The following is a 22,384-nucleotide window of genomic DNA, read 5'->3' as shown; positions in this document are numbered from 1 at the left end:
GGGTGATGTGCTGAGTGCCGAGCTGAAGGCGTTTTACATGGTCGCCCGCCTGGGCAGCATCACCCTGGCGGCGAAAAAACTCGGCCTCAGCCAGCCCACGGTAACCACCCAGATCCGTCATCTGGAAAGCCAGTACTCGGTCGAATTGTTCTATCGCGGTGGTCGGCGGCTGAGCGTCAGTGAAGACGGCGCGCGCTTGCTGCCGATGGTCAAGACGTTGTTGCAGCAGGAAGCCGATATCGAGTTTTTCCTGCGCAATGCCGGGCAGGTGCAGGGTGTCTTGCGGATTGCCGCGACGGCGCCTTACTACATCCTCGATCTGGTGAAGGCCTTTCGCGAGCGCTTGCCGCAGGTGGAAGTGTCGGTGGAGATCGGCAACTCCCAGCAGGTGCTGGAGGCGCTGGAGGATTACCGGGTCGATGTGGCGGCCTCGTCGCAGTTGCTGGAGGACCCGAGGTTGATCCGCCGGGTGCTGGGCAGCGATCCGCTGGTGCTGGCGGTGCATCGCAACCATCCTTTGGCGGTGCATGATCATGTGCCGCTGAGTGCGTTGGCCGGGCATTGTCTGCTGATGCGCGAGGCGGGCTCGACCACTCGGCAACTGACCGAAGCGTTATTGCGCGATGCACAGGTCAGCTATGGCCCGCTGCTGGAAATCGGCAGCCGTGAATCGATTCGTGAGGCGGTGCTGCGCAATATCGGCATCAGCATCATTGCCCGCCAGGAAGTCCCCCACGACCCGCAATTGCGGGTGCTGACAATCGAGAATGCGCCGCAGATTCCCGAATACCTGTATTGCCTCAAGGAGCGCAAGGCCGCGCGCCTGCCGGCGGCATTCATGGGGCTGGCCCAGGAAATGGCGCCGGTCTGACCCAAATCTGCCAATACCACTATCGGCAGCTTTTGCCTTATTGCCACATAGCCTACGCATTCGCTCCCTAGCATGACCCTCATCCGCTTGATGAGGTCCGTCCATGAACAACTCGATCGCCAACGCCCTGGCCAACCCCGGCGCCCCGATGAAGGTCCGTGGCGTGCGCAAGCGCTTCGGCGCCTTCACCGCGCTGGATAACGTCTCCCTGGACGTGGCCGCCGGTGAGTTGGTCTGCCTGCTGGGCCCCTCCGGCTGCGGCAAGACCACCTTGCTGCGCTGCATCGCCGGCCTGGAGCGTCAGGACGACGGCGAGCTGTTCCTGGGCGAACGCAACGTCTCCGAACTGCCACCGCAAGCCCGTGACTACGGCATTCTGTTCCAGTCCTACGCGTTGTTTCCGAATCTGACAGTCGAGGCGAATATCGCCTACGGTCTCACCGGCAGTGGCCGCGAGGAAACCCGCAAGCGTGTCGGCCAGATGCTGGAACTGGTGGGGCTGCTCGGCAGCGAAAAGAAATACCCCGGCCAACTGTCTGGCGGCCAGCAGCAACGGGTGGCCCTGGCCCGTGCCCTGGCCCCGGCGCCTTCGCTGTTGCTGCTCGACGAACCGATGTCGGCCCTCGACGCCCGGGTCCGCGAGCATCTGTGCACCGAGCTGCGCCAGCTGCAACGCAACCTCGGCGTGACCACGCTGATGGTGACCCACAACCAGGACGAAGCCATGCTGATGGCCGACCGCATTGCCGTGATGAACAACGGCAAGGTCGAGCAGTACGCCACGCCCCAGGAAATCTACGACAAACCGGCCACGCCGTTTGTCGCCGAATTTGTCGGCCAGGGCAACTGGTTGCCATTCCAGCGCAGCAGCGACAGTCATGCGCGGGTCGGCGGGATGGATGTGCGTTTGGCCGATGGCACCGCCCGCGCCGCCTCCGGTCGACTGTTCTGCCGTCCTGAAGCGATCAACGTCAACCCGCCGGTCCATGAGGAAAATCTGTTCCCGGCCCGGGTTCGGGAAATTACCTTCCTCGGCAACCGCTGCCGTATGAGCTTCGAACTCAATCAATTGCCCGGTCACGCGCTGTTGGCCGAAGTCGGCCCGCAGGACATGCCGCGCCTCGGTGCGCCGGATATCTGGGTGGCGCTGCCGCCGCGCAGCCTCCAGGTGTTTGCCTGAGATGGCCGCGCCAATCAGCCTGGCCTTGTCCCGACAGTCCCACGTGAAGACCGCGCGCGTTGGCCTCGGCGACCGCCTGTTCGTGGTCGGTGGCAAGCTGCTCTGGCTTTGCCTCCTCGGCGTGGCGGTGTTGCTGCCGCTGCTGGCGATCTTCTGGCGCGGTTTCAGCAGTGAAGCCGGGCAGGGCGGTGGCTGGCTGGCCGCGAAGGAACTGGTGAACAGCGACAACTTTCACTGGCTGCTGGGTAATAGCCTGAAAGTTTCCCTCAGTGTCGCGGCGATCGTCGTACCGCTGGCCTATCTGTTTGCCTACGCCCTGCAACGGACCCTGATCCCCGGCAAGACGCTGTGGCGGGCCTTGTCCCTGTTGCCATTGATGGCACCGTCGATGTTGCCGGGTATTGCACTGGTCTATCTGTTCGGTAACCAGGGCCTGCTGCGTGGCCTGCTGTCAGACAATATCTACGGTTTCTGGGGCATGGTCCTCGGCGAGGTCATCTACACCTTTCCCCACGCCTTGATGATCCTGATCTCGGCCTTGTCCCTGGCCGATGCGCGGCTGTTCGACGCGGCCTCAAGCATGGGCGCCAGCCCCTGGAAAGCCTTTCGCAGCATCACCTGGCCGGCCAGCCGCCAGGCGCTGTTCGCGGCCTTCTGCCTGGTCTTCACCCTGACCATCACCGACTTCGGCGTGCCCGTGGTGGTTGGCGGCGACTATCAGGTGCTGGCGCTTGAAGCCTACAAGGCGGTGGTCGGCCAGCAACAGTTCGGCCGAGGCGCTTTGATCGGCATGATCCTGTTGCTGCCGGCACTGTTCAGTTTTGCCGTCGATGCCTGGCTGCGCCGTCGTCATGGCGAGGCCATGAGCGGACGCGCCCAGGTATTCAAACCGGTGCCGTCATGGCGACGCGACGCCTGCTACCTGGTGATCGTACTGTTGATCTGCGCGGCCCTGCTGCTGGTGTTCGGCATGGCGGTGTACTCGTCGCTGGTGAAGTTCTGGCCGTACAATCTGTCGCTGTCGCTCAGTCACTACGCCTTTAATGCGAGCACCGGCAGCGGCTGGCTGGCCTACCGCAACAGCCTGACCCTGGCCTTGAGCACGGCATTGATCGGCAGCGGGCTGATTTTCACCGGGGCCTACCTGATGGAGAAAACCCGCAGCCAGCGCGGCCTGAACCTGGCCCTGCGGATCCTCGGTTTCGTGCCGATGGCGGTTCCGGGCTTGGTCCTCGGCCTGGGCTACGTGTTCTTCTTCAACCTCAACGGCAACCCGCTGAATGTGTTCTACGGGACCATGAGCCTGCTGGTGGTCTGCACCATCGCCCATTACCTGACCACCGCGCAGATGACCGCCACCACCGCGCTGCGTCAGCTCGACAACGAATTCGAAGCCGCGGCCCTGTCCCTCAAGGCGCCGCTCTACCGGCATTACCTGCGGGTGACACTGCCGATCTGCCTGCCGGCGTTGCTGGATATCGTCCGCTACCTGTTCGTCTCGGCGATGACCACGGTGTCGGCGGCGATCTTTCTCTACAGCCCCGACACCATCCTCGCGGCGGTGGCGGTGCTGAACATGGACGACGCCGGCAATGTCGGCGGTGCCGCCGCCATGTCGACCCTGATCCTGTTCACCTCGGTGGCCGTGTCGCTGCTGCTGGCCTGGGCTTCGCGCGGCGTACTGCGCCGCTCCCAGGCCTGGCGGCAGACCGAGCCCGGCCATTGATCCCGCGCCAACCCTTTGCCCAACCCCAACCGCACTCAACAAGGAACCGCACCATGTTCAAGCCCCTGGCTCTTGCCGCTGCTGTCCTCACTGCTTTCAGCCTGAATGCCTTTGCCGCGAAAACCGAGTTGACCGTGTACACGGCCCTCGAATCCGAGCAGTTGACCGCCTACAAGAACGCGTTCGAAGCGGCCAACCCGGACGTGGAAATCAAATGGGTGCGTGATTCTACCGGCATCATCACCGCCAAGCTGCTGGCCGAGAAGGCGCGTCCGCAGGCCGACGTGGTCTGGGGCCTGGCGGCATCGAGCCTGGCGATTCTCGATCAGCAAGGCATGCTGCAAAGCTACGCACCCAAGGACCTGGGCAAGATCGGCAGCAACTATCGCGACGCGGCGAACCCGCCGTCCTGGGTCGGCATGGACGTGTGGGCGGCGACCATCTGCTTCAACACCGTCGAAGCCGAGAAGCAGCACCTGACCAAGCCGGTGAGCTGGCAGGACCTGACCAAGCCCGAGTACAAGGGCAAGATCGTGATGCCGAACCCGGCCTCGTCCGGCACCGGTTTCCTCGACGTCAGCGCCTGGTTGCAGACCTTTGGCGAGAAGCAGGGCTGGAAGTACATGGATGACCTGCACCAGAACATCGGCCAATACGTTCACTCCGGTTCCAAGCCGTGCAAGCTGGCGGCGTCGGGCGAGTTCCCGATCGGTATTTCCTTTGAATACCCGGCGGTGCAGCTGAAGCGCCAGGGGGCGCCGCTGGATATCATCTTGCCGAAGGAAGGTCTGGGCTGGGAAATCGAAGCCACGGCGGTGATCAAGGGCACGCCCCATGAAGAGGCGGCGAAGAAGCTGGCGGATTTCTCGGCCAGTCCTGCGGCGATGGAACTCTACAAGGAAAACTTCGCCGTGCTGGCGCAGCCGGGCATTGCCAAGCCGCAGACCGAATTGCCGGCGGACTACGAGCAGCGCCTGATCAAGAACGACTTTGCCTGGGCGTCGAAGAACCGCGACGAGATCCTGACCGAATGGCGCAAGCGTTATGACGGCAAGTCGGAAAAGCTGCCGCAGTAAGTGTGTTGCCTGATCGCGGAGCAGCCTTTGTGCCTGTCACTCAAGGCTGGCCGCGATCCCTTGTAGGAGCCGAGCTTGCTCGCGATCCGCGTAGCGGCCATTCCCCTCAGGACCCCTCCATGACCAATAACAGCGACATCCTCATTGTCGGCGCCGGCATCCTGGGCCTGTCCCACGCCTATGCCGCCGCCCGACGCGGCCTCAAGGTCAGCGTCTTCGAACGCAGCGCCACGCCTCTGGGGGCCTCGGTGCGCAACTTCGGCCAGGCCCTGGTCACCGGCCAACCGCCGGGCCCAATGTTCGACCTGGCCCGCGCCAGCCGTGAAATCTGGGCCCAATGGGCACAGCAGGCGGGCTTCGCGCTCAAGCGCAACGGCTCGTACCTGTTCGCCCGCACGGAAGCCGAAGAACAGCTGCTCGACGCCTTCTGCGCCGGGCGCGCCCAAGAACAGGGCTACCGGGTCGAGTTGCTGCGCGGCGCCGCGTTGAACGACCTCTACGGCGGCCAGTTCAGCCATCACCGCGCCGTCCTGCACGGTCTTGACGACCAGCAACTGTACTCGCGCGAAGCGATCCCGACGTTGATCGAGTACCTGCAACGGGAACTGGGCGTGACCTTCCACTTCTCGACCCTGGTCCGCGACGTCGAGCCCGGCCGCTTGTACAGCACTGCCGGGACCTTCCACGCCGAACAGATCATTGTCTGTTCCGGTCACGATTATCAGACGCTGCTGGCCGAACCCATCAGCCAGCTGCAACCAAGCATCTGCCGCCTGCAAATGCTCCGCGCCCGGCCCACGGTCGAATTGGACCTGCAGCACGCGCTGCTCACCGGCCTGAGTTGCGTGCACTACGGCGCTTTTGCCGACCTGCCGGAAGCGGCGGCGATCCAGGCGCAGATCCTGCGGGAAGCCCCGCACCTGCACGAACACGGCATCCACCTGCTGATCAGCCCGACCCCTTATGGCGAACTGATCATCGGCGACTCCCATCACTACGGCAGCGATGCGTCGCCGTTCAACGCTGAACAGGTGGATACCTGGATGCTGGAACTGGCCGAGCAGACCCTGGGTTGCAAGGTGCAGGTGGTGGAGCGTTGGCAGGGGGTCTATGGCTCCAGGGGACCGGGGCCGTTTTCGCTGCTGCCGGTAGCCCCCGGACTGAGTGCTGCGCTGATGCATACGGGGGTGGGCATGAGCGTCGGGCCGGCCCTCGCCGAAGGTCATATCGCCCGCTTGCTGGGGGAGTCGGCATGAAGCCCGTCGAGCAGGTGCTGGATGAGGTCTTCGGTCTCTACCAGCAGTTCGGCAACGCCGACTACATCGGTGAGCCGGTATCCCAGTTGGAGCATATGTCCCAGGCCGCGCAACGGGCGTTGGCCGAGGGCTTCGACGACGAAGTGGTGCTGGCGGCGTTCTTCCACGACATCGGGCATATCTGCCCGACCGAGGAGCCGCTGACGGGAGATATGGGCGGTTATGGCGTGGTCAGTCATGAGCGCCTCGGCGCTGACTATTTGCGCCGGGCCGGCTTCAGCGAGCGGCTGGCGCGACTGGTGGAGTATCACGTCCAGGCCAAGCGTTTTCTGACGTTGCGTGAGCCTGGGTACTACGAGTGCTTGAGCGAAGCGAGTCGCCGTACCCTGGAGTATCAGGGCGGGGTCATGACGGAAGAGCAAGCCCGCTTGTTCGAGCAGGACCCGTTGTGCGCCGTGAGCCTGCGGATGCGTCATTGGGACGAGCAGGCCAAGCTCGAGGAGGTGCCGCTGATCGACCTGCAACTGTTGCGCACCAAGGCGACGCGGCTGCTGAGTTTGTAAGGTCAGGTTCCTACAGGTTCATACGGCTTTGCGCCGTCTTGCGGAGACTATTCGGATATAAATAAATACGACCTTGGCCGAAGATGGCTCTCGCAGTTCAAGCACGGCACGCCGTTCCGGAACTGTCTGAAAGTTCGAGTTTACGCTGCTCTCGCCGCACGACTCGATGCTGTCTTCATCCAATAATAATGCCGAGGTCTACACCTATGCTGGAAGCAACCCAACAAGAAAACACCCTTCAGGAAATGACCCTTGAAGAGACCCAGGACGTTCGTGGTTCCGGGTTCTTCACCGAATTCGGTCCGATCCTCGACAAAGCCGTCGACTGGATCTCCGAAGGCCTGAGCAAAGCCAGCTGATCAGGCACTTGATGCCCGGGCGATAGACATCGCCCATTGTGCAGGAGCCGGCTTGCCGGCGATGGCGTCCGGATGGGCAACGCGAGACCTTGCGGGCCCATCGTCGGCAAGCCGGCCCCTGCCGTGTGCATCCTGTCCTCAAGCCTGTATTCCTTCATCGGCGCGAGCCCTGTCGCGTCGGTTGCCCTGCATGAGTTCCCCCTATGCTTGAATTGGGCAAGGTCGCGCCGCGAGCGGCGCTGGCACCCGTGGTCTTCGCCTGGTTCGTCTGCCTGTTTTTTGCCGGTGGTCTGGTCTTGCTGTTTATCGGCAACTACGCGAAGAAAGAAGATGTCCAGGGACGCATCCTCACCCGCGATGTGGTCCGCATCACCAGTGAACGCCCGGCTCATATCCGCGAGGTACTGGTCGCGGCCGGTGACTCGGTGAACAAGGACCAGCCCCTGGTGCGGATCCGCACCCTGGAGCCGGAAAGCTTCAACGAAGGCAGCGACAAACCCCTTTCCGCCCAAAGCGCCGAGCGCCTGGGCAGCCTGTTGGACGATGCCGCCGGCGACGAAAGCCAAACCCGTTCGGCCCACGCCACCCAGAAAAAACTCCTGCACTTGCAGATCGAACAGTTGCACAAGGACCTGCAGCTCACCGCCACCATCAAGCGCTCGATCCAGCGGCGGGCGGCGATTGCCCAGGAAAACCGCCAGCGTCATGAACGACTGGCGGCAGAGGGCGCGGTATCCGTGGCGGCATTGAACGAGGTGATCGTCAAACACGAAGCGGTGCTCCAGGACCTGGCGAACAACGATCTGGCCCAGGCCAGCGCACAGCAGCGCATCCTCGAACTGGAGCAGCGCGGCAGCGAGGCCGATCACACCCTCACCAGCCGTCTCAGCGATCTCGCCCGGCAACGCCATGACCTGCGCGAACGCCTCGAAAACCTCAACAAGAGCCAGGAATATGTCCTGTTGTCCCCCGTCGAAGGGGTGGTCGATGCCGTCTCGGTATTTCCCGGCGCACGGGCCCAGGGCGGTCAGCCGATGATGTTGCTGCGCATCAGCCGGGCCTTGCACGAGGCGCCGGTGGTGGTCCTCGATGTCAGCCCGGCGGCCATCGGCTTCGCCAGCGCCGGCACCGAGGTCATCGTGCGGGTCGATGCGTTTCCCTATGAACGTTATGGTGTGATCAAGGGACGGATCGTGCGCAGCAGCGCCAGTACCTACCTTGAAGCGCCGCCCGGTGCGAGCACCGCTGGCGAGGAGCCGGGGCCGACTTATCGAGCGGAGGTGGCGCTCGATTTTTCCGACCCGCGCACCAGGATCCGCCAGGATTGGCTCAAGGACGGCATGACCCTCAGCGGCTCGCTGCGCCTGGAGCGCCTGAACCTGATGGAGTGGCTGTTTCTGCCGGTGCTCCGTGGGCTGGCGGGCAATCCGGACTACCTGCCGACGCTGGCGCCGCCTGTGGACAAGTCGGCATGAGCCGCCTCAAGCAATCGCTGCGCGAGGCCTTGGCCCGTTCGCGGCAGCTGTTCCAACGCACGGTCCCGGTGATTCTCCAGGACGAAATGTCCGAATGTGGCATGGCCTCGATTGCCATGGTCGCCGGTTATCACGGCAAGGCCCTGAGCCTGCGTGAAATGCGCCAGCGCTACCGGGTGGCGCGGGACGGCATGTCGTTGTTCCAGGTGATCAAGGTCAGCGAGGAGCTGGGCTTCAGCTGCCGCCCGCTGCGCCTGCAACTGCATGACGTACGGCAACTGCGCGCGCCGTCGATCCTGTTCTGGAACAACATGCATTTCGTCGTGCTGCAATCCACCAACCGCCAGGGGCTGCATATCGTCGACCCGGCGGTGGGACGGCGCTTCTATACCTGGGAGGAGGCGCTGTCGATGTTCAGCGGCGCGGCACTGGAAATGCTGCCGGGGCTGGGCTTCACCACCCAGGTCCATCGGCAGGCCCCCGGCACCTTCGGCCCGCTCGGCGTGCTGCGTAACAACCCCTGGCTGTTGCGTTACCTGGTGCCCATGGGCTTGCTGTCGGTGGTCGGCTACTTCGGCGCCATCGCCGCGCCCAAGCTGTTTTCCCTGACCATCGATGAAGTGGTGGCGAAGAACGACGAGGATTTCCTGTTTCTGATCCTTTATGTGTTTGGCGGGATCTTTCTGTTCAAGAGCCTCGCCGCCTGGTTGCGCGCGGTCCTCGATATGCGCCTGCGCATCGCCCTGAGCCAGGACCTGTCCACCGGGGTGATCGCCTGGCTGCTGCGTCTGCCGGTGAGTTACTTCGAACGCCGGGCGCCCGGCGATATCCTGCGGCGGACCCAGGCCACCGACAAAGCCTTCGTGCAGTTCACCGCCGGCTGGATGGACATCGCCATCGACCTGGCCTTCGGCGTGGCGTTCCTGGCGTTGATGGCCTTGATCAACGCCAAGCTGGCGGCCCTGTCGTTGCTCTTGTGCCTGCTGTTTTTTGTCTTTCGCGGCGTGACCCTGCCGGTGATGGAGAAACACCACAAGACCTCGATCGAAGCCGAGACGGCGCGCAACGTGACCTTGCTCGGCACCCTGGGCAATGTCGAATCGATGAAGCTCTACAACTATGAAGCGGCCAAGCTGGCGAACTGGAGCAACCAGCACACCGACACCGAAATGGCCCGCGCCGGCGTCCAGCGTTTGCAGGCGATGAATCAGGTGGTGCACGAAGGTTTGTCCCACGGCCATTCACTGCTGGTCAGCGCCCTGGGTGCGCTGGCGGTGCTCCACGGCGAAAACAGCGTCGGCGATCTGTTCGCCTTTGTCCTCTACAAGGACATGTTCATGGGCTGTGCGCTGAAGGTGGTCGATAGCTACATGAACCTGCGACTGGTGAAGGTCGAGCTCAAGCGGGTCGAGGAAATCGTCGATGAGCCGGTCGAGCAGGTTGAGTCGAGCGTGTACAGCGCCGATCCCCTTGGCGGGCAGCAGCCCCTGCACTCGATCCAGATCGAAGGCGCGGGTTTTCGCTACAGCTCGTTCGACCGGCCCACCTTCGAGGACCTGAGTTTCAGCCTGGAAGGCCCGTGTCGACGCATCGCGATATTCGGCCCTTCGGGTTGTGGCAAGAGCACCTTCCTGAAAGTGCTCGCCGGGTTTTATGTCCTCGACACGGGGCGTTTCAGGATCAACGGCCTGGCGATGCGGCACTTCGGTTTGCGCCGCTACCGCCAGAGCGTGGCCTATGTCACGGCCCATGACGAGATCATCGCCGGCAGCGTGATCGAGAACATCCTGATGGACAGCGACCCGCTGGACGGTAGCCGGTTGCAGACGTGTGTCGAGCAGGCCGGGTTGCTGGAGAGCATCCTGAAACTCAGCAACGGCTTCAACACCTTGCTCGGGCCCATGGGCGTGCAATTGTCCTCGGGGCAGAAGCAACGCTTGCTGATCGCCCGGGCGCTGTATCGACGTCCGGAGCTGTTGTTGCTTGATGAGCCGACCTCGCACCTGGACCCCGGCGCCCGTGATGTGATTATCGAGACCGTGCGCCGCTTGCCCATGCTGTGCGTGATCGTGACCCACGACAAGGCCGTGGCCCAGGCCTGTGACACGGTGTTGGTGATGCATCAGGGGCGTTTGCGGCCGCTGACCGGTGCGCCGCGATGACGCCGTTTCGTCCGGGCTGGCCGATCCGTCGCTGGTTGCTGTGGATGCGCCTCAAGGCCAGGTTGCGGGCGCGCCTGATCAAAGGGCTGGCATTGCTGTTTCGATTGAAGATCGCCCATCGTGGCTTGCCGTTATTGCCGGGCCTGCTGCTGCGATTGCCGTCCGCGTGGCGCGGACCGGAGTACAACGCCTGCCGACAGAACCTCGAATTGTTCGGACTGGAGCCTGGCACCTGTCGCCTGCTGGCCTGTCGCTACAGTGCCATCCAGTTGCAGTGCGCGATCTACCAGGCGCTTTACCCGCGCAATCATCCCGAACGCTTGCGCGCCTGGATTCGCGCGATTACCTGGCACGATCCGCAGCAGCACTGGCCGCGCACGCGGGTGCGCTCGACGATTATCGTGCTGAGCCACACGGGGGAATACTGGATGGCGGTGGCCTGCCTGATCGAGCGCTGCCCGGCGCCGAAGCGTTTCATCATCCCGATCTGGAACTTCAACGATCCGCTGACCCGGAGTTCGCTCAAAAGCTTGGAAAGCTTCGGCCATCGCGTGGATATTCTCGACAGCAATGCTCCGAAAACCGCGCTGGCGATTGCCCGGGCGATCAAGCGCGGCGACCAGGTGCTGATCTTTGCCGATCTGCCGGTGAGTTTCGGCGGGGTGCGCTCCGGCGAGCCGGTGGACGGGCACCTGTTCGGGCGCGCCGCGCAATTCGTCAAAGGACCGATGTTCCTGGCGGCGAAAATGAACTGCGATGTGCTGCTGGCGGGACATCGTGCCCGGCTGGGCGGTTGCGGTGAGCTGCATGTGATCCAGTGGATCACCCGCGCCGCCGCGCCGCAGATGCAGGCGCAATGGGCGCGGGCGCTGGAGTCGTTTATTGGCGAGGCCCCGGAGCACTGGTTCTACCTGTCGCGGCTGGAGGCTTTCTACCAGCGGCAAAAGACTTCGGACGAGAAGGCTTCGGGATTGCCGGGGCTGCTGCAACGGCGGAGGGTCGGATGAAGTTACTGTTGCTGGTGGTCCTGCTGTTGGCGGGGTGTTCGTTCATCCCTGACTATCAGCCGCCGTCGCCAACCGTGGCCGAGCACTGGCGTGACGCGGCTACGCTGGCTGATGCCGCGCCGTTACCGGACTGGCAGGAGGTGTTTCTCGATCCCGAGCTGCAACGGCTGATCGAGCTGGCGCGGCTGCATAACCTGGATCTGCAGGTTGCCGTCCTGCGTATCGACGAGGCTCGTGCGCTGTATGGCATTTCCGCTGCCGATCAATGGCCCGGCGGAGGCATCGACGGTTCGGTGCAGCGCCAGAAAACCTCCGCCGCGGATTCGCCCACCGGCAAAGCGTTGATCCACGAGCAAGGGCAGTTCAGGCTGGGGATCACCGCTTTCGAACTGGATCTCTGGGGCCGGGTCCGGGCCTTGAAAGCTGAAGCCGGACAGCGCCTGGTGGCGCGTGAAGACGATGCCCGGAGCGTGCAAATCAGCCTGGTCGGCGAGGTTGCGACGGCCTACTACGAACATCGTGCCTATCTTGAGTTGCACCGGCAGAACCGGCAGTTGCTGGAGCGGGCGGGGGAGTCGAAGCGTTTGATCGGCCGCCGCCAGGAACTGGGGCTGGCGAGCGAACTGGAATTGCGCCAGGCCGATGCGTTGGCCTTGACCCTGGAGGCCGAGATGGTTGATGCCGCCAGGCAACAGGGGCTGGCCCTGAACCGCCTGGAATTGCTGGTGGGGACGACGCTTGAGCCTTCGCGGTTTTCCTCCCGGACCTGGATCGATGGGCCAGCGTTGCCGGAGATTGCTCCTGGCCTGCCCTCCGAGCTGTTGGTCAGGCGCCCGGATATTCGCGCCGCCGAGGCCCGGCTCAAGGCCTTCAATGCCAATATCGGCGCCGCCCGGGCGGCCTTTCTGCCGAGCATTTCCCTGACTGGTTTCTTCGGCGTCAGCAGCCCGCAGTTGAGTGAGCTGTTCTCCGGAGAGGCCAAGGGCTGGTCCTTTACGCCGGCCGTGAGCTTGCCGCTGTTCGATATGGGGCGACGGTTTGTGCAACTTGAACTGTCGAAGGTGCAACGCGAGATTGCCGTGGTCGAGTACCAGCGTTCGATCCAGCAGGCTTTTCGCGAAGTGGCTGATGCCCTGGCTTCCAACGAACCACTTAATCGGCAGCTCGATGCACAGCAACGGCTGGTGCTGAACGAATCGCGCCGCGTCGAGCTGGCGCAACTGCTCTATCAGGATGGCTTGAACAGCTACCTCGAAGTGCTCGATGCCCAGCGCGGCCTGAGCACGGCACAACAAGCACTGATCAGGACCCGATTGTTGCAGGTGAGCAACCGTATTGCCCTGTACAAGAGCCTGGGCGGTGGTTGGTCCGAGGAACGGGGTGTTCGAGAGGCTTCATGATTCGTCTCGATTTCCGACGGGTATTTGGGACGGGTCGGCTTGAGACCTGATCGATAGTGGCACTAGTTTGAAGAAACTTTTACCGATACCGACAGGAGTTGTTATGCGTTATTTGAAAGCCATTGGCCAGGACCTTGGTCTAACCGGAAGGGCCAATACCGTACTGCTCAAATTCTATAAGGACATCCTCTGCCAGCCTGACCAACAGGTGGCCCTGGCTGTTGCGGTGGATCAGACGGGGGATGCCCGTTTTGATTTCGGAATGGCCGGCGATATTAACCAGGACGGCCGCGTTTCCCTTCGCGACCAGCGTCTGTTGAAGGCCTTCACGGATGTTTTCCTGCAAGTGAACTGGTTCAACCCGGGTGGCAATGAACAGCGTTATCTCAAGATTTTTGCCGAAAATTATCAGGATGATGACTCTCCCAATGTCGTCAAGCTGGAGTTTTATGAGGATTGCACCGTTTCGGGGGAACAGACGCTGGTCTACAGGGCCGCCGGGTATGACGGTGATAACGACGGGGTCTTTGAGTCCTTTACCAATGGTGACGTTGATGGAAATGGCATTGCCAATAAAGCCGACAAAGAACTGATCCGGGGGTTGATCAAGAGTTTTCTGGAGTTTGACACCTGGAGTGCCAAACCCCGCTCTTCATGTCGGTCTGATGCCTGACCGGAGCGTTACCGTGCCTCTCGGCACAGAGCGCGGTTTCGCACACAAGCTCAGGAATCCTGGTCTGGTGGCTGAAAGATTCGCTGCACTAAGGTGGTGGCTCACATGGAAAGGAGTTTTTTATGCGTTATTTGAGAATGACCGCCCAGGATCGCAGCGGCAATGGCCGGGCCGATACCGTGTTGCTGCGCTTTTATGAAGAAGTGGCGGGCAAACCCGACAAACTGGTGTTCAAGGCGGCGGCGGTCGATATGACCGCCGATGGGGTCACGGACTTGCAGTTCGGGGGTGACGTCAACCGTGATGGCAAGGACAACGCCAAGGATGAAAAACTGCTCCGGGCCTTTGCCAATGGATTCCTGAAGTTCGGCTGGTTTAACCAGGGGAAAAGCTGGCAGCGCTATATCAAGGTATTTGCCGAGAACTATCACCACGACAAGTCACCGAATGTGGTGAGGCTGCATCTTCATGAAGGGACCGGGACGCCGAGAAACCAGACCCTGCTCTACAAGGCCTCGGCCCATGACACCGACAATAATGGGACCCTGGATTCGGTGGTTTACTTTGATATCGACGGCGAGGACATTTTCAGTCGGGCCGAAGAGGACTGGATCAAGCACATGGGGCGGACTTTCCTGAAGTTCAAATGGTATAGCTGACCGCGCTGTTTCAGGTTTCAGCCAGGCGTTGCAGCAACAGATCGATTTGCTCCTGGCGTTCTGGCTGATTCAATCGGGCCTGGGGGTTGAGCGACGACCATTGCGGATGTGCCCGGGCCTTGTGCAAGGCCTCGGGCAGTTTGCCCTCACGCCAGTGGGTATCCGCCGGCAGGCTCATCTTGATGCTTTCCATCGCCGCATGCCCACGGGCTTCCAGGGCGTGCAGCAGTTGCCGTTGGCGCAGCGCCAGCAGCCGCAGCACGTTGTCATCGACGGTCAGTTCCCGTTGTCCCTTGAGTTTGCCCAGCAAGCGGCTGCCATAGCTGCGGGCGGTTTGCAGGGCGCCACCGGCAATGGCGCCGGCCAGGGCGGCCGCGCCGAGGGTCAGGCCACCCACCAGCAGGTCGATACCGGCACCCGCCGCTGCCCCCGCGGCAATCCCGCCGCCGACCTTGACGCCCAGTTGCTTGAGGGTTTCCGGGTTGAACAGATCATCACCCCAGCGTCCATCCAGCAATGGCAGATCACCCGCCGCCGCGTCGCCGGGGCGGAACCCGTAGAGCTTGAGCAAGGCCTCGACACAACGTTGCTCCCGTCGGCGCACGGCTTGGCGCAGTTCGTCGATGGCCCGGGTTTGCGCGTCGGCCGCGCTGATCACACTACGCCGACAGGCCCCACAGTCGATCAGCAGTTCGGCGATCAACCGGTTGGCGCTTTGGCGTCGTGCCCCTCGCTGTGCTTCCAGGTCGAGGACCAGTCGCTCCAACTGGGGCCGCGCGCCCTCCAGCAACAGCGCCAGGCTTTCATACAGCCGCCGTTCACCATCCTCTGGCGGGGCCACGCTGTCGAACCGCACCAAGGCATGCAAGCCCCGGCGGGCCAGGGCTTCACGCCATTGCGGCTCGCGTTGTTCTGCACTGCTGACAAAGTTGAGCACCGGTAACAGCGGCTTGCCGCAACTGGCGAGTACGCTCAGTTCGTCACGGTATTTGGCCAGCACCGGTTCGCGGGCGTCGATCACATAAAGACCGGCGTCCGAGGCCAGCAATTGGCGCAGCACCTTGGCTTCCTGTTCGAAGCGCTGGCGGGCTTCGCTGCCGTCGAGAAAACGCGCGACCCGGGCCGGGCCGTCGAGGCGTTCGCCGGGGCGATCCAGGCGTTCGAGGTAGTCGAGCAGGGCGATGGCGTCTTCCAGCCCCGGGGTGTCGTAGAGTTCGAGCAGTGCTTCGCCGTCCACCGACAACCGTGCGCCTTCCACGTGCCGGGTGGTGCTGGGGCGGTGGGAGACTTCACCGAAGCCGACATCGCGGGTGAGGGTTCGCAGCAACGAGGTCTTGCCAACATTGGTGTGGCCGACCACGGCCAGCTTCAGGGCTTTAGTCATGGCCGGTCTCCAGCCAGTTCAGCGGGGCGCTGTCGGCGAAGGGTAGCTCCAACTGTTGCAGGGCGTTGTGCCAGTCGCCGAGGCGATCGGCATCCAGCGCCTGGCCGGGGGGCGCTTGCAGCAGCCAGACGCGGGTGGCTGCGGCGCTGCGGGCCAGTTCGGCGATCAGTCCGAGGCTGCCACGGTCCGGCGAGCGCCGTGGGTCGCAGGCGATCGCCAGGCGCGCCGGCGGGAAGCGGGTCAATTGTTCGAGGAGTTTTTGCCGCGACTCGCGGCTGTCGAGGATGCCGGCGTCGCGGACGCTCTTCGGCAAGGTCGGTGGCCAGGGGCGCTGGCTGTCCAGTTCGATGGCTACCAGCAAGGCGCCCTCGCTTTCCAGGGCCGTGGCCCCGGCCTCGGCGTTGTGCAGGGCGTCGGGCGCCGCATCGCTGATCCCCAGGCGTTCGCTGCTGGGCATCAGGCGCTCGCGCAGTTGCGCGTAGCCGGGCAGGTTGAGGTCCAGGCTCAGGGAGCGGCTGCCGAGCCGCCAGCGCCAGAGACAGAATCCGCCGAGCAGCAGGCGCGGCAACACGCCGTAGACCACCAGCACCCCCACCAGCCAGGTGGCCCAGGCGTGTCGGGCGGTTTCCAGGTTCAGGGCGCTATTGCCGCTGGCGCGGATCATCTCGGGGTCGGGCAGGCTGAAGCCGAACAGGGCGGGCAGGGCGCCGAGGGCCTCGGTCACCGCGACAAAGGTGTCGCCGCGCAGCAGGGTGGTTTCCCAGATAAAACCGTAGCGCCGGGTCGACATCAACAGCAGCAGCAGGAGCAAAGCGCTGAGCATGGCCAGCAACCAGAGGCCGTGGACCAGCGTGCCGATGGCCCAGCGATTGAGGTGTCGGCGCTGCAACATCAGCAACAGGGCCGGCGCCAGTTGCGCGGCCTGGGCATCGCGGGCGAGTTTTTCGCTGAGCCACAACCAGAGGCGGCCGAAGCTGGCGGCGTGTTCACCGGCAAAGGCCAGGCCCAGGGCCCAGCTCAGCAGCAACAGCAGGTTCAGGCCGAGCAGGCTGCCCAGGGCCCAGAACACATTGACCGGTGCCTGGCCGTTGCCCAAGGCGGCGAAGGCCATGCCGGCGCCGCTGACGATCACCACCACGGCCAGGATCAGCAGTGCCAGCCGGGCGCCTTGCAACCAATGTTGCAACGCTGTGAGCAGGCCATCGCGTTCGGCCAGCCAGAGGGCGCGGTGCTGGATGCGGGTCGGCAGGTCGCCCCCCGCGACGCGGGCGCGGCGATTGGCTTCGAGGTCTTCCAGCGGACCTGCCTGTTCTTCGCGCAGGCGCACCGTCTCGGTCAGCCAGAGACGGTGCAGGGGAGTCGGTTCAGTCACGCGGCGTCCTGGGCTCAAGTGAGTGGGAAGCATAACCGCTGTGGCGGGGAGCTGCATCCCGCTGTCCGTGGTGGCCAGGGCGAGTTAATTTTGTCGGCGTATGTCCGAGTCGGCCCATGGGCTCTGGTATCCTCGGCGGCATGAACAGAACTCTCCCTTTAAGCCTGATTGCGGCCCTCGGTGAAAACCGCGTGATCGGCGTCGACAACAGCATGCCCTGGCATTTGCCGGCGGATTTCAAGTATTTCAAGGCCACGACCCTCGGCAAGCCGATCATCATGGGGCGCAAGACCTGGGATTCCCTGGGCCGGCCGTTGCCGGGCCGGTTGAACCTGGTGGTCAGTCGCCAGGCCGGTCTGCAGCTGGAAGGCGCGGAGGTTTTTCCGTCGCTGGAGGCGGCGCTGGTGCGCGCGGAACAGTGGGCGCTGGAGCAGGGCGCGAGCGAGCTGATGCTGATCGGCGGGGCGCAGTTGTATGCCCAGGGCTTGGAGCAGGCGGATCGGCTGTACCTGACCCGCGTGGCGCTGAGCCCGGAAGGCGATGCCTGGTTTCCGCAGATCGATGAGAGCCTGTGGGCGTTGGTGTCGGATGAGCCGCACCCGGCGGCGGATGGCAAGCCGGCGTTCAGTTTCGAGGTGTGGGAAAAAGCCTGAAAGCATCGCGAGCAGGCTTGCTCCTACAGGTTCCGTGTCGACTCAAAATGTTGTGAGCGACGCGAAATCTTGTAGGAGCAAGCTTGCTCGCGATAGCAATCCATCAGGCGCTACCCAACTCAAGCCTGCGCCAACTCCCCATGCTCATCAGCCTCCAACAAAGCCTTGTCAGTCTGCTGCATAACCTGGCTGGTGATCGCCCCAGCAGTGATCGAACCACTCACGTTCAACGCCGTGCGCCCCATGTCGATCAGTGGCTCCACGGAAATCAGCAGCGCCACCAGCGAGACCGGCAAGCCCATTGCCGGCAGCACGATCAGCGCGGCGAACGTCGCCCCGCCACCGACTCCGGCCACCCCGGCTGAACTCAAGGTCACAATCGCCACCAGCGTCGCAATCCACAGCGGGTCCAACGGGTTGATCCCCACCGTCGGCGCAACCATCACCGCCAGCATCGCCGGATACAACCCGGCACAACCGTTCTGGCCGATGGTCGCGCCGAACGAGGCGGCAAAGCTGGCAATCGATTGTGGAATCCCCAACCGGCGGGTCTGGGCTTCAATGCTCAGCGGAATGCTCGCCGCACTGGAGCGGCTGGTGAAGGCAAAGGTCAGCACCGGCCAGATCTTGCGGAAGAAGCGCAGCGGGTTGATCCCGGCCAGCGACACCAGCAGCCCGTGGACCACGAACATCAAGCCCAGGCCGATGTACGACACCACCACGAAACTGCCCAGCTTGATGATGTCCTGCAGGTTGGAACCGGCGACCACCTTGGTCATCAGTGCCAGCACGCCGTAGGGCGTGAGTTTCATCACCAGGCGCACCAACCGCGTGACCCAGGCTTGCAGGGTATCGATGGCATTCACCACCTTCTGACCCTTCTCGGCGTCATCCTTGAGCAGTTGCAGCGCGGCCACGCCCATGAACGCGGCAAAGATCACCACACTGATGATCGAAGTCGGCTTGGCCCGGGCCAGGTCGGCAAAGGGGTTCTGTGGAATGAACGAGAGCAGCAGTTGTGGCACGTTCAGGTCGGCGACCTTGCCCGCGTAATCGCTCTGGATCAGTTGCAGGCGGGCCATTTCCTGGGTCCCGGCCACCAGGCCTTGGGCCGTGAGGCCAAACAGGTTGGTCAGGCCGATACCGATCAGCGCGGCGATGGCCGTGGTGAACAGCAACGTACCGATGGTCAGGAAACTGATCTTGCCCAGGGACGTGGCGTTGTGCAGGCGGGCCACGGCGCTGAGGATCGAGGCGAACACCAGCGGGATCACGATCATCTGCAGCAATTGCACGTAGCCATTGCCGACCAGGTCGAACCAGCCGATGGAGGCCTTGAGCACCGGGTTGCCGTCGCCATAGAGGCTGTGCAGGGCGATACCGAAGATCACCCCCAGGGCCAGGGCGAGCAGCACTTTTTTCGCCAGGCTGAAGGTGGTGCGACGGGTTTGGGCCAGGCCTAGCAGGAGGGCGAGGAACACCAGCAGGTTGAGAATCAGCGGCAGATTCATTGAAGCTCCGAAAAACGATAGGTGCCAATTGCTCTGGTCGGCAATTGTGAACCGGTAAGCCTAACAGCTTGAAATATATAGATTTAATAACGATATGGAATGGCGACTGGTGTTTTTGGAATAAGCCGGTGGCGCTTGGATGCAGGTGGGCGTTAATTTATAGATAGTGTTTTTACGAGCTCGCTAGAATCCTGGCGGTGCGGTTATCTTGCAGTCGATTGCTGAATGGTTGGTGGGCGGACCGCACTTTTGAATTTTATATTTGGGAGTGGTGATGGGCGCTTTTGCAAGGTATGCGAAAAGTTTTGAAGGGACTTGTGGCAAGCTCAAACAAGGCGATTATATAAAACGCCATGACCTACGCAGTAAAGACGGTGTCTGCTACGCCTTGTGCCTGATCTATCTGGCCATGCGCCGAAACGGTGTCGAATTTCGCAGCGCCAAGGAGGAAGAGGCGACCTGGATGTACGCCGACAAGTTACAGGCGATCATCGATAGTCCGGATGATGTGCAGGGTATTTTGCCGCAGGTTCCCCGGCGGGTTGAGTTGGCGGCCCTGAGCACCGGCTGGCGAGTCTCGGGATATAACGTCAGCCCTGCACCCTATTTACAAATCGCCGGTTACATGATGAATACCCCAGGGGCCTTCATTCTGATCGCGGGTAAACATGCATGCGCGGTGTTCAAAGAAGCGGATCAGAAAATGCGCTTCTTTGATCCCAATTTCGGGCAAGCGACCTTTGCCTCGGCAAAAAATCTTTGCTCGTTTATCACTGCTTTTTTTCAGGATCGCGAAATTCAGAAAGCTTACGGCATCGACTTAATGGTGCCGGTCGTGGCCATTCGATTGCAGTGAGGTAGATGAGGGGCTGAACAAACGACGCTAAAAAGCCCGGCACTATCGCCGGGCTTTTTAGCGTGCGGGGTGGCTTAAGGCACCAGCTTGTCCAGCATCGCCTTGTCGCGTACCGCGCCTTTATCGGCGCTGGTGGCGAGCAACGCGTAGGCCTTCAAGGCCGTGGTCACCTTGCGTGGACGCACTTCCACCGGCTTCCAGCCTTTCTTGTCCTGCTCGGCACGGCGTGCCGCCAGCTCTTCATCACTGACCAACAGGTTGATCGAGCGATTCGGAATGTCGATCAGCACCTTGTCGCCGTCCTGAACCAGGCCAATCGCGCCGCCCGCAGCCGCTTCCGGAGAAGCGTGGCCGATGGACAGGCCCGAGGTACCGCCGGAGAAACGCCCGTCGGTCAGCAGGGCGCAGGCTTTGCCCAGGCCCTTGGACTTCAGGTAGGAGGTCGGATAGAGCATTTCCTGCATGCCCGGGCCGCCTTTCGGACCTTCGTAACGGATGATCACGATGTCGCCGGCCTGCACTTCGTCGGCGAGGATGCCGCGTACGGCGCTGTCCTGGCTTTCGAAGATTTTCGCGTTGCCTTCGAACACGTGGATCGACTCGTCGACGCCGGCGGTTTTCACCACGCAGCCGTCCAGGGCGATGTTGCCGTACAGCACGGCCAGGCCGCCTTCTTTCGAATAGGCATGCTCGACACTGCGGATGCAGCCGTTTTCACGGTCGTCATCCAGGGTTTCCCAACGGGTCGACTGGCTGAACGCGGTCTGGGTCGGGATACCGGCGGGGCCGGCCTTGAAGAAGGTGTGCACCGCTTCATCGCTGGTCTGGGTGATGTCCCACTTGGCGATACCTTCGGCCAGGGTCCTGCTGTGCACGGTCGGCAGTTCGGTGTGCAGCAGGCCGCCACGGGCCAGCTCGCCGAGGATGCTGAAGATCCCGCCGGCGCGGTGCACGTCTTCCATGTGGTACTTCTGGATGTTCGGTGCGACTTTGCACAGCTGTGGCACGTGGCGGGACAGGCGGTCGATGTCGTGCAGGTCGAAATCGATCTCGGCTTCCTGGGCGGCGGCCAGCAGGTGCAGGATGGTGTTGGTGGAACCGCCCATGGCGATGTCCAGGGTCATGGCGTTTTCGAACGCCTTGATATTGGCAATGTTGCGCGGCAACACCGAGTCATCGTTGTCACCGTAGTAACGCTGGCACAGCTCGACGATGGTACGACCGGCCTGCAGGAACAGCTGCTCGCGGTCGGAGTGGGTCGCCAGGGCCGAACCGTTGCCCGGCAGGGCCAGGCCCAGGGCTTCGGTGAGGCAGTTCATCGAGTTGGCGGTGAACATGCCGGAGCACGAACCGCAGGTCGGGCACGCGCTGCGCTCGTACTCGGCAACCTTCTCGTCAGAGGCGCTGGAGTCGGCGGCGATGACCATGGCGTCCACCAGGTCGAGGCCGTGGGAGGCGAGTTTGGTCTTGCCGGCTTCCATCGGGCCGCCGGACACGAAGATCACCGGGATGTTCAGGCGCAGGGCGGCCATCAGCATGCCGGGGGTGATCTTGTCGCAGTTGGAGATGCAGACGATGGCGTCGGCGCAGTGGGCATTGACCATGTATTCGACGGAGTCGGCGATGATCTCGCGGCTCGGCAGCGAATACAGCATGCCGTCGTGGCCCATGGCGATGCCGTCATCCACGGCGATGGTGTTGAATTCCTTGGCCACGCCACCGGCGCGTTCGATCTCGCGGGCGACCAGTTGGCCCATGTCCTTGAGGTGGACGTGACCGGGAACGAATTGGGTGAAGGAGTTGGCGACGGCGATGATCGGTTTCTTGAAGTCGGCGTCTTTCATCCCCGTGGCGCGCCAGAGGGCACGGGCACCGGCCATGTTGCGACCGTGGGTGGATGTTTTCGAGCGGTAATCAGGCATGGAGCACTCCGGGCGGCTAATCAGGTATCAAAGTGGGGAGTGAGCTTCTATTGTCCTCGGGAACACTCAGAAATGGCCGTGTGTCCGAAAGCTGCCGATAACGCCACGGGATCGCCGTGCGCTTCAGCCTGAGCTCATAAACCCGCCGGGGGATGACTGGCGATGAATAGCTCGATTCTACACGGGTCGTGAGCGGAAGGAATGGCGACAAGCGTTGTGTCAGGGGTGACAAAGCGTGTGGGATGACGATCGGCGGCTACTTCCCCTGTAGGAGCGAGC

General features: G+C 62.8%; 19 protein-coding genes. 15 read left to right on the top strand and 4 right to left on the bottom strand.

The annotated features are described in order from the left end of the window. Positions 1-7: 7 nt before the first annotated feature. The 13 genes from HX866_RS31590 to HX866_RS31530 all read left to right on the top strand — a co-directional run bounded on the left by HX866_RS31590 (position 8) and on the right by HX866_RS31530 (position 14,407). Complete coding sequence (locus HX866_RS31590) at positions 8-871, top strand: LysR family transcriptional regulator (protein ID WP_177098231.1); 864 nt, start codon at positions 8-10, stop codon at positions 869-871. Between the two features lie 103 nt (positions 872-974). Beyond that, positions 975-2,051, top strand: a complete 1,077-nt coding sequence (locus HX866_RS31585) for a putative 2-aminoethylphosphonate ABC transporter ATP-binding protein (protein ID WP_177098232.1) — start codon at positions 975-977, stop codon at positions 2,049-2,051. 1 nt (position 2,052) lies between these two features. Further along, entirely contained in the window at positions 2,053-3,777 is a 1,725-nt protein-coding gene (locus tag HX866_RS31580) for a putative 2-aminoethylphosphonate ABC transporter permease subunit (protein WP_177098233.1), read from the top strand. Between the two features lie 53 nt (positions 3,778-3,830). After that, entirely contained in the window at positions 3,831-4,853 is a 1,023-nt protein-coding gene (locus tag HX866_RS31575) for a putative 2-aminoethylphosphonate ABC transporter substrate-binding protein (RefSeq protein ID WP_177098234.1), read from the top strand. A 119-nt stretch (positions 4,854-4,972) separates the two neighbouring features. After that, complete coding sequence (locus HX866_RS31570; protein ID WP_177098235.1) at positions 4,973-6,109, top strand: TIGR03364 family FAD-dependent oxidoreductase; 1,137 nt, start codon at positions 4,973-4,975, stop codon at positions 6,107-6,109. After that, positions 6,106-6,672, top strand: coding sequence for a phosphonate degradation HD-domain oxygenase (locus tag HX866_RS31565; RefSeq protein ID WP_177098236.1), 567 nt, complete (start codon positions 6,106-6,108; stop codon positions 6,670-6,672). The genes HX866_RS31570 and HX866_RS31565 overlap by 4 nt, the downstream gene beginning before the upstream one ends. A gap of 206 nt (positions 6,673-6,878) precedes the next feature. Then, a complete protein-coding gene (locus tag HX866_RS31560; protein WP_164886265.1) occupies positions 6,879-7,031 on the top strand; it encodes a hypothetical protein in 153 nt (50 codons plus the stop codon). A gap of 203 nt (positions 7,032-7,234) precedes the next feature. Beyond that, complete coding sequence (locus HX866_RS31555; protein ID WP_177098237.1) at positions 7,235-8,506, top strand: HlyD family secretion protein; 1,272 nt, start codon at positions 7,235-7,237, stop codon at positions 8,504-8,506. Then, entirely contained in the window at positions 8,503-10,668 is a 2,166-nt protein-coding gene (locus tag HX866_RS31550; protein WP_177141093.1) for a peptidase domain-containing ABC transporter, read from the top strand. The genes HX866_RS31555 and HX866_RS31550 overlap by 4 nt, the downstream gene beginning before the upstream one ends. Further along, positions 10,665-11,675, top strand: a complete 1,011-nt coding sequence (locus HX866_RS31545; protein WP_177098239.1) for a hypothetical protein — start codon at positions 10,665-10,667, stop codon at positions 11,673-11,675. The genes HX866_RS31550 and HX866_RS31545 overlap by 4 nt, the downstream gene beginning before the upstream one ends. After that, positions 11,672-13,075: an efflux transporter outer membrane subunit gene (locus tag HX866_RS31540; RefSeq protein WP_177098240.1), complete on the top strand. Its 1,404-nt coding sequence runs from the start codon at positions 11,672-11,674 to the stop codon at positions 13,073-13,075. The genes HX866_RS31545 and HX866_RS31540 overlap by 4 nt, the downstream gene beginning before the upstream one ends. A gap of 103 nt (positions 13,076-13,178) precedes the next feature. Further along, entirely contained in the window at positions 13,179-13,748 is a 570-nt protein-coding gene (locus HX866_RS31535; protein WP_177098241.1) for a hypothetical protein, read from the top strand. 122 nt (positions 13,749-13,870) lie between these two features. Next, positions 13,871-14,407, top strand: a complete 537-nt coding sequence (locus HX866_RS31530) for a hypothetical protein (RefSeq protein WP_177098242.1) — start codon at positions 13,871-13,873, stop codon at positions 14,405-14,407. A gap of 10 nt (positions 14,408-14,417) precedes the next feature. Here HX866_RS31530 and HX866_RS31525 read toward each other — a convergent pair whose 3' ends face one another. Both HX866_RS31525 and HX866_RS31520 read right to left on the bottom strand, forming a co-directional pair. Continuing rightward, positions 14,418-15,791 carry a DUF3482 domain-containing protein gene (locus HX866_RS31525; protein ID WP_177141092.1) on the bottom strand — a complete coding sequence of 458 codons (1,374 nt, stop codon included), beginning with the start codon at positions 15,789-15,791 and terminating at the stop codon, positions 14,418-14,420. After that, positions 15,784-17,163 (bottom strand): DUF2868 domain-containing protein, encoded by a 1,380-nt coding sequence (locus tag HX866_RS31520; protein WP_177141091.1) that lies wholly within the window; start codon positions 17,161-17,163, stop codon positions 15,784-15,786. Before HX866_RS31520 ends, HX866_RS31525 begins: the two co-directional genes overlap by 8 nt. 140 nt (positions 17,164-17,303) lie before the next feature. On the opposite strand from HX866_RS31520, the gene HX866_RS31515 reads away from it, so the two are divergent. Continuing rightward, entirely contained in the window at positions 17,304-17,816 is a 513-nt protein-coding gene (locus HX866_RS31515; RefSeq protein ID WP_177141090.1) for a dihydrofolate reductase, read from the top strand. 119 nt (positions 17,817-17,935) lie between these two features. Here the strand turns inward: HX866_RS31515 and HX866_RS31510 are convergent, their stop codons facing one another. Further along, positions 17,936-19,327 (bottom strand): L-cystine transporter, encoded by a 1,392-nt coding sequence (locus HX866_RS31510; protein WP_177141089.1) that lies wholly within the window; start codon positions 19,325-19,327, stop codon positions 17,936-17,938. A 274-nt stretch (positions 19,328-19,601) separates the two neighbouring features. Between HX866_RS31510 and HX866_RS31505 the strand changes: the two genes are divergently transcribed. Further along, positions 19,602-20,183: a YopT-type cysteine protease domain-containing protein gene (locus tag HX866_RS31505; protein WP_177141088.1), complete on the top strand. Its 582-nt coding sequence runs from the start codon at positions 19,602-19,604 to the stop codon at positions 20,181-20,183. 74 nt (positions 20,184-20,257) lie between these two features. Here the strand turns inward: HX866_RS31505 and ilvD are convergent, their stop codons facing one another. Further along, positions 20,258-22,105: a dihydroxy-acid dehydratase gene (ilvD, locus tag HX866_RS31500; protein WP_177141087.1), complete on the bottom strand. Its 1,848-nt coding sequence runs from the start codon at positions 22,103-22,105 to the stop codon at positions 20,258-20,260. Positions 22,106-22,384 lie beyond the last annotated feature (279 nt).

Source organism: Pseudomonas gingeri (genome assembly GCF_013386165.1).
In the GTDB taxonomy this organism is placed as follows: domain Bacteria; phylum Pseudomonadota; class Gammaproteobacteria; order Pseudomonadales; family Pseudomonadaceae; genus Aquipseudomonas; species Aquipseudomonas gingeri_C.
Note: the sequence above shows the minus strand (reverse complement) of the source record. Positions and strands in the feature narration are given on the sequence as shown.

Excerpts from the sequence above, each read along its gene's own strand:
- HX866_RS31585 (WP_177098232.1), top strand. The coding sequence starts at position 975 with ATGAACAACTCGATCGCCAACGCCCTGGCCAACCCCGGCGCCCCGATG.
- HX866_RS31580 (WP_177098233.1), top strand. The coding sequence starts at position 2,053 with ATGGCCGCGCCAATCAGCCTGGCCTTGTCCCGACAGTCCCACGTGAAG.
- HX866_RS31575 (WP_177098234.1), top strand. The coding sequence starts at position 3,831 with ATGTTCAAGCCCCTGGCTCTTGCCGCTGCTGTCCTCACTGCTTTCAGC.
- HX866_RS31570 (WP_177098235.1), top strand. The coding sequence starts at position 4,973 with ATGACCAATAACAGCGACATCCTCATTGTCGGCGCCGGCATCCTGGGC.
- HX866_RS31565 (WP_177098236.1), top strand. The coding sequence starts at position 6,106 with ATGAAGCCCGTCGAGCAGGTGCTGGATGAGGTCTTCGGTCTCTACCAG.
- HX866_RS31560 (WP_164886265.1), top strand. The coding sequence starts at position 6,879 with ATGCTGGAAGCAACCCAACAAGAAAACACCCTTCAGGAAATGACCCTT.
- HX866_RS31555 (WP_177098237.1), top strand. The coding sequence starts at position 7,235 with ATGCTTGAATTGGGCAAGGTCGCGCCGCGAGCGGCGCTGGCACCCGTG.
- HX866_RS31550 (WP_177141093.1), top strand. The coding sequence starts at position 8,503 with ATGAGCCGCCTCAAGCAATCGCTGCGCGAGGCCTTGGCCCGTTCGCGG.
- HX866_RS31545 (WP_177098239.1), top strand. The coding sequence starts at position 10,665 with ATGACGCCGTTTCGTCCGGGCTGGCCGATCCGTCGCTGGTTGCTGTGG.
- HX866_RS31540 (WP_177098240.1), top strand. The coding sequence starts at position 11,672 with ATGAAGTTACTGTTGCTGGTGGTCCTGCTGTTGGCGGGGTGTTCGTTC.
- HX866_RS31535 (WP_177098241.1), top strand. The coding sequence starts at position 13,179 with ATGCGTTATTTGAAAGCCATTGGCCAGGACCTTGGTCTAACCGGAAGG.
- HX866_RS31530 (WP_177098242.1), top strand. The coding sequence starts at position 13,871 with ATGCGTTATTTGAGAATGACCGCCCAGGATCGCAGCGGCAATGGCCGG.
- HX866_RS31525 (WP_177141092.1), bottom strand. The coding sequence starts at position 15,791 with ATGACTAAAGCCCTGAAGCTGGCCGTGGTCGGCCACACCAATGTTGGC.
- HX866_RS31515 (WP_177141090.1), top strand. The coding sequence starts at position 17,304 with ATGAACAGAACTCTCCCTTTAAGCCTGATTGCGGCCCTCGGTGAAAAC.
- HX866_RS31510 (WP_177141089.1), bottom strand. The coding sequence starts at position 19,327 with ATGAATCTGCCGCTGATTCTCAACCTGCTGGTGTTCCTCGCCCTCCTG.
- HX866_RS31505 (WP_177141088.1), top strand. The coding sequence starts at position 19,602 with ATGGGCGCTTTTGCAAGGTATGCGAAAAGTTTTGAAGGGACTTGTGGC.
- ilvD (WP_177141087.1), bottom strand. The coding sequence starts at position 22,105 with ATGCCTGATTACCGCTCGAAAACATCCACCCACGGTCGCAACATGGCC.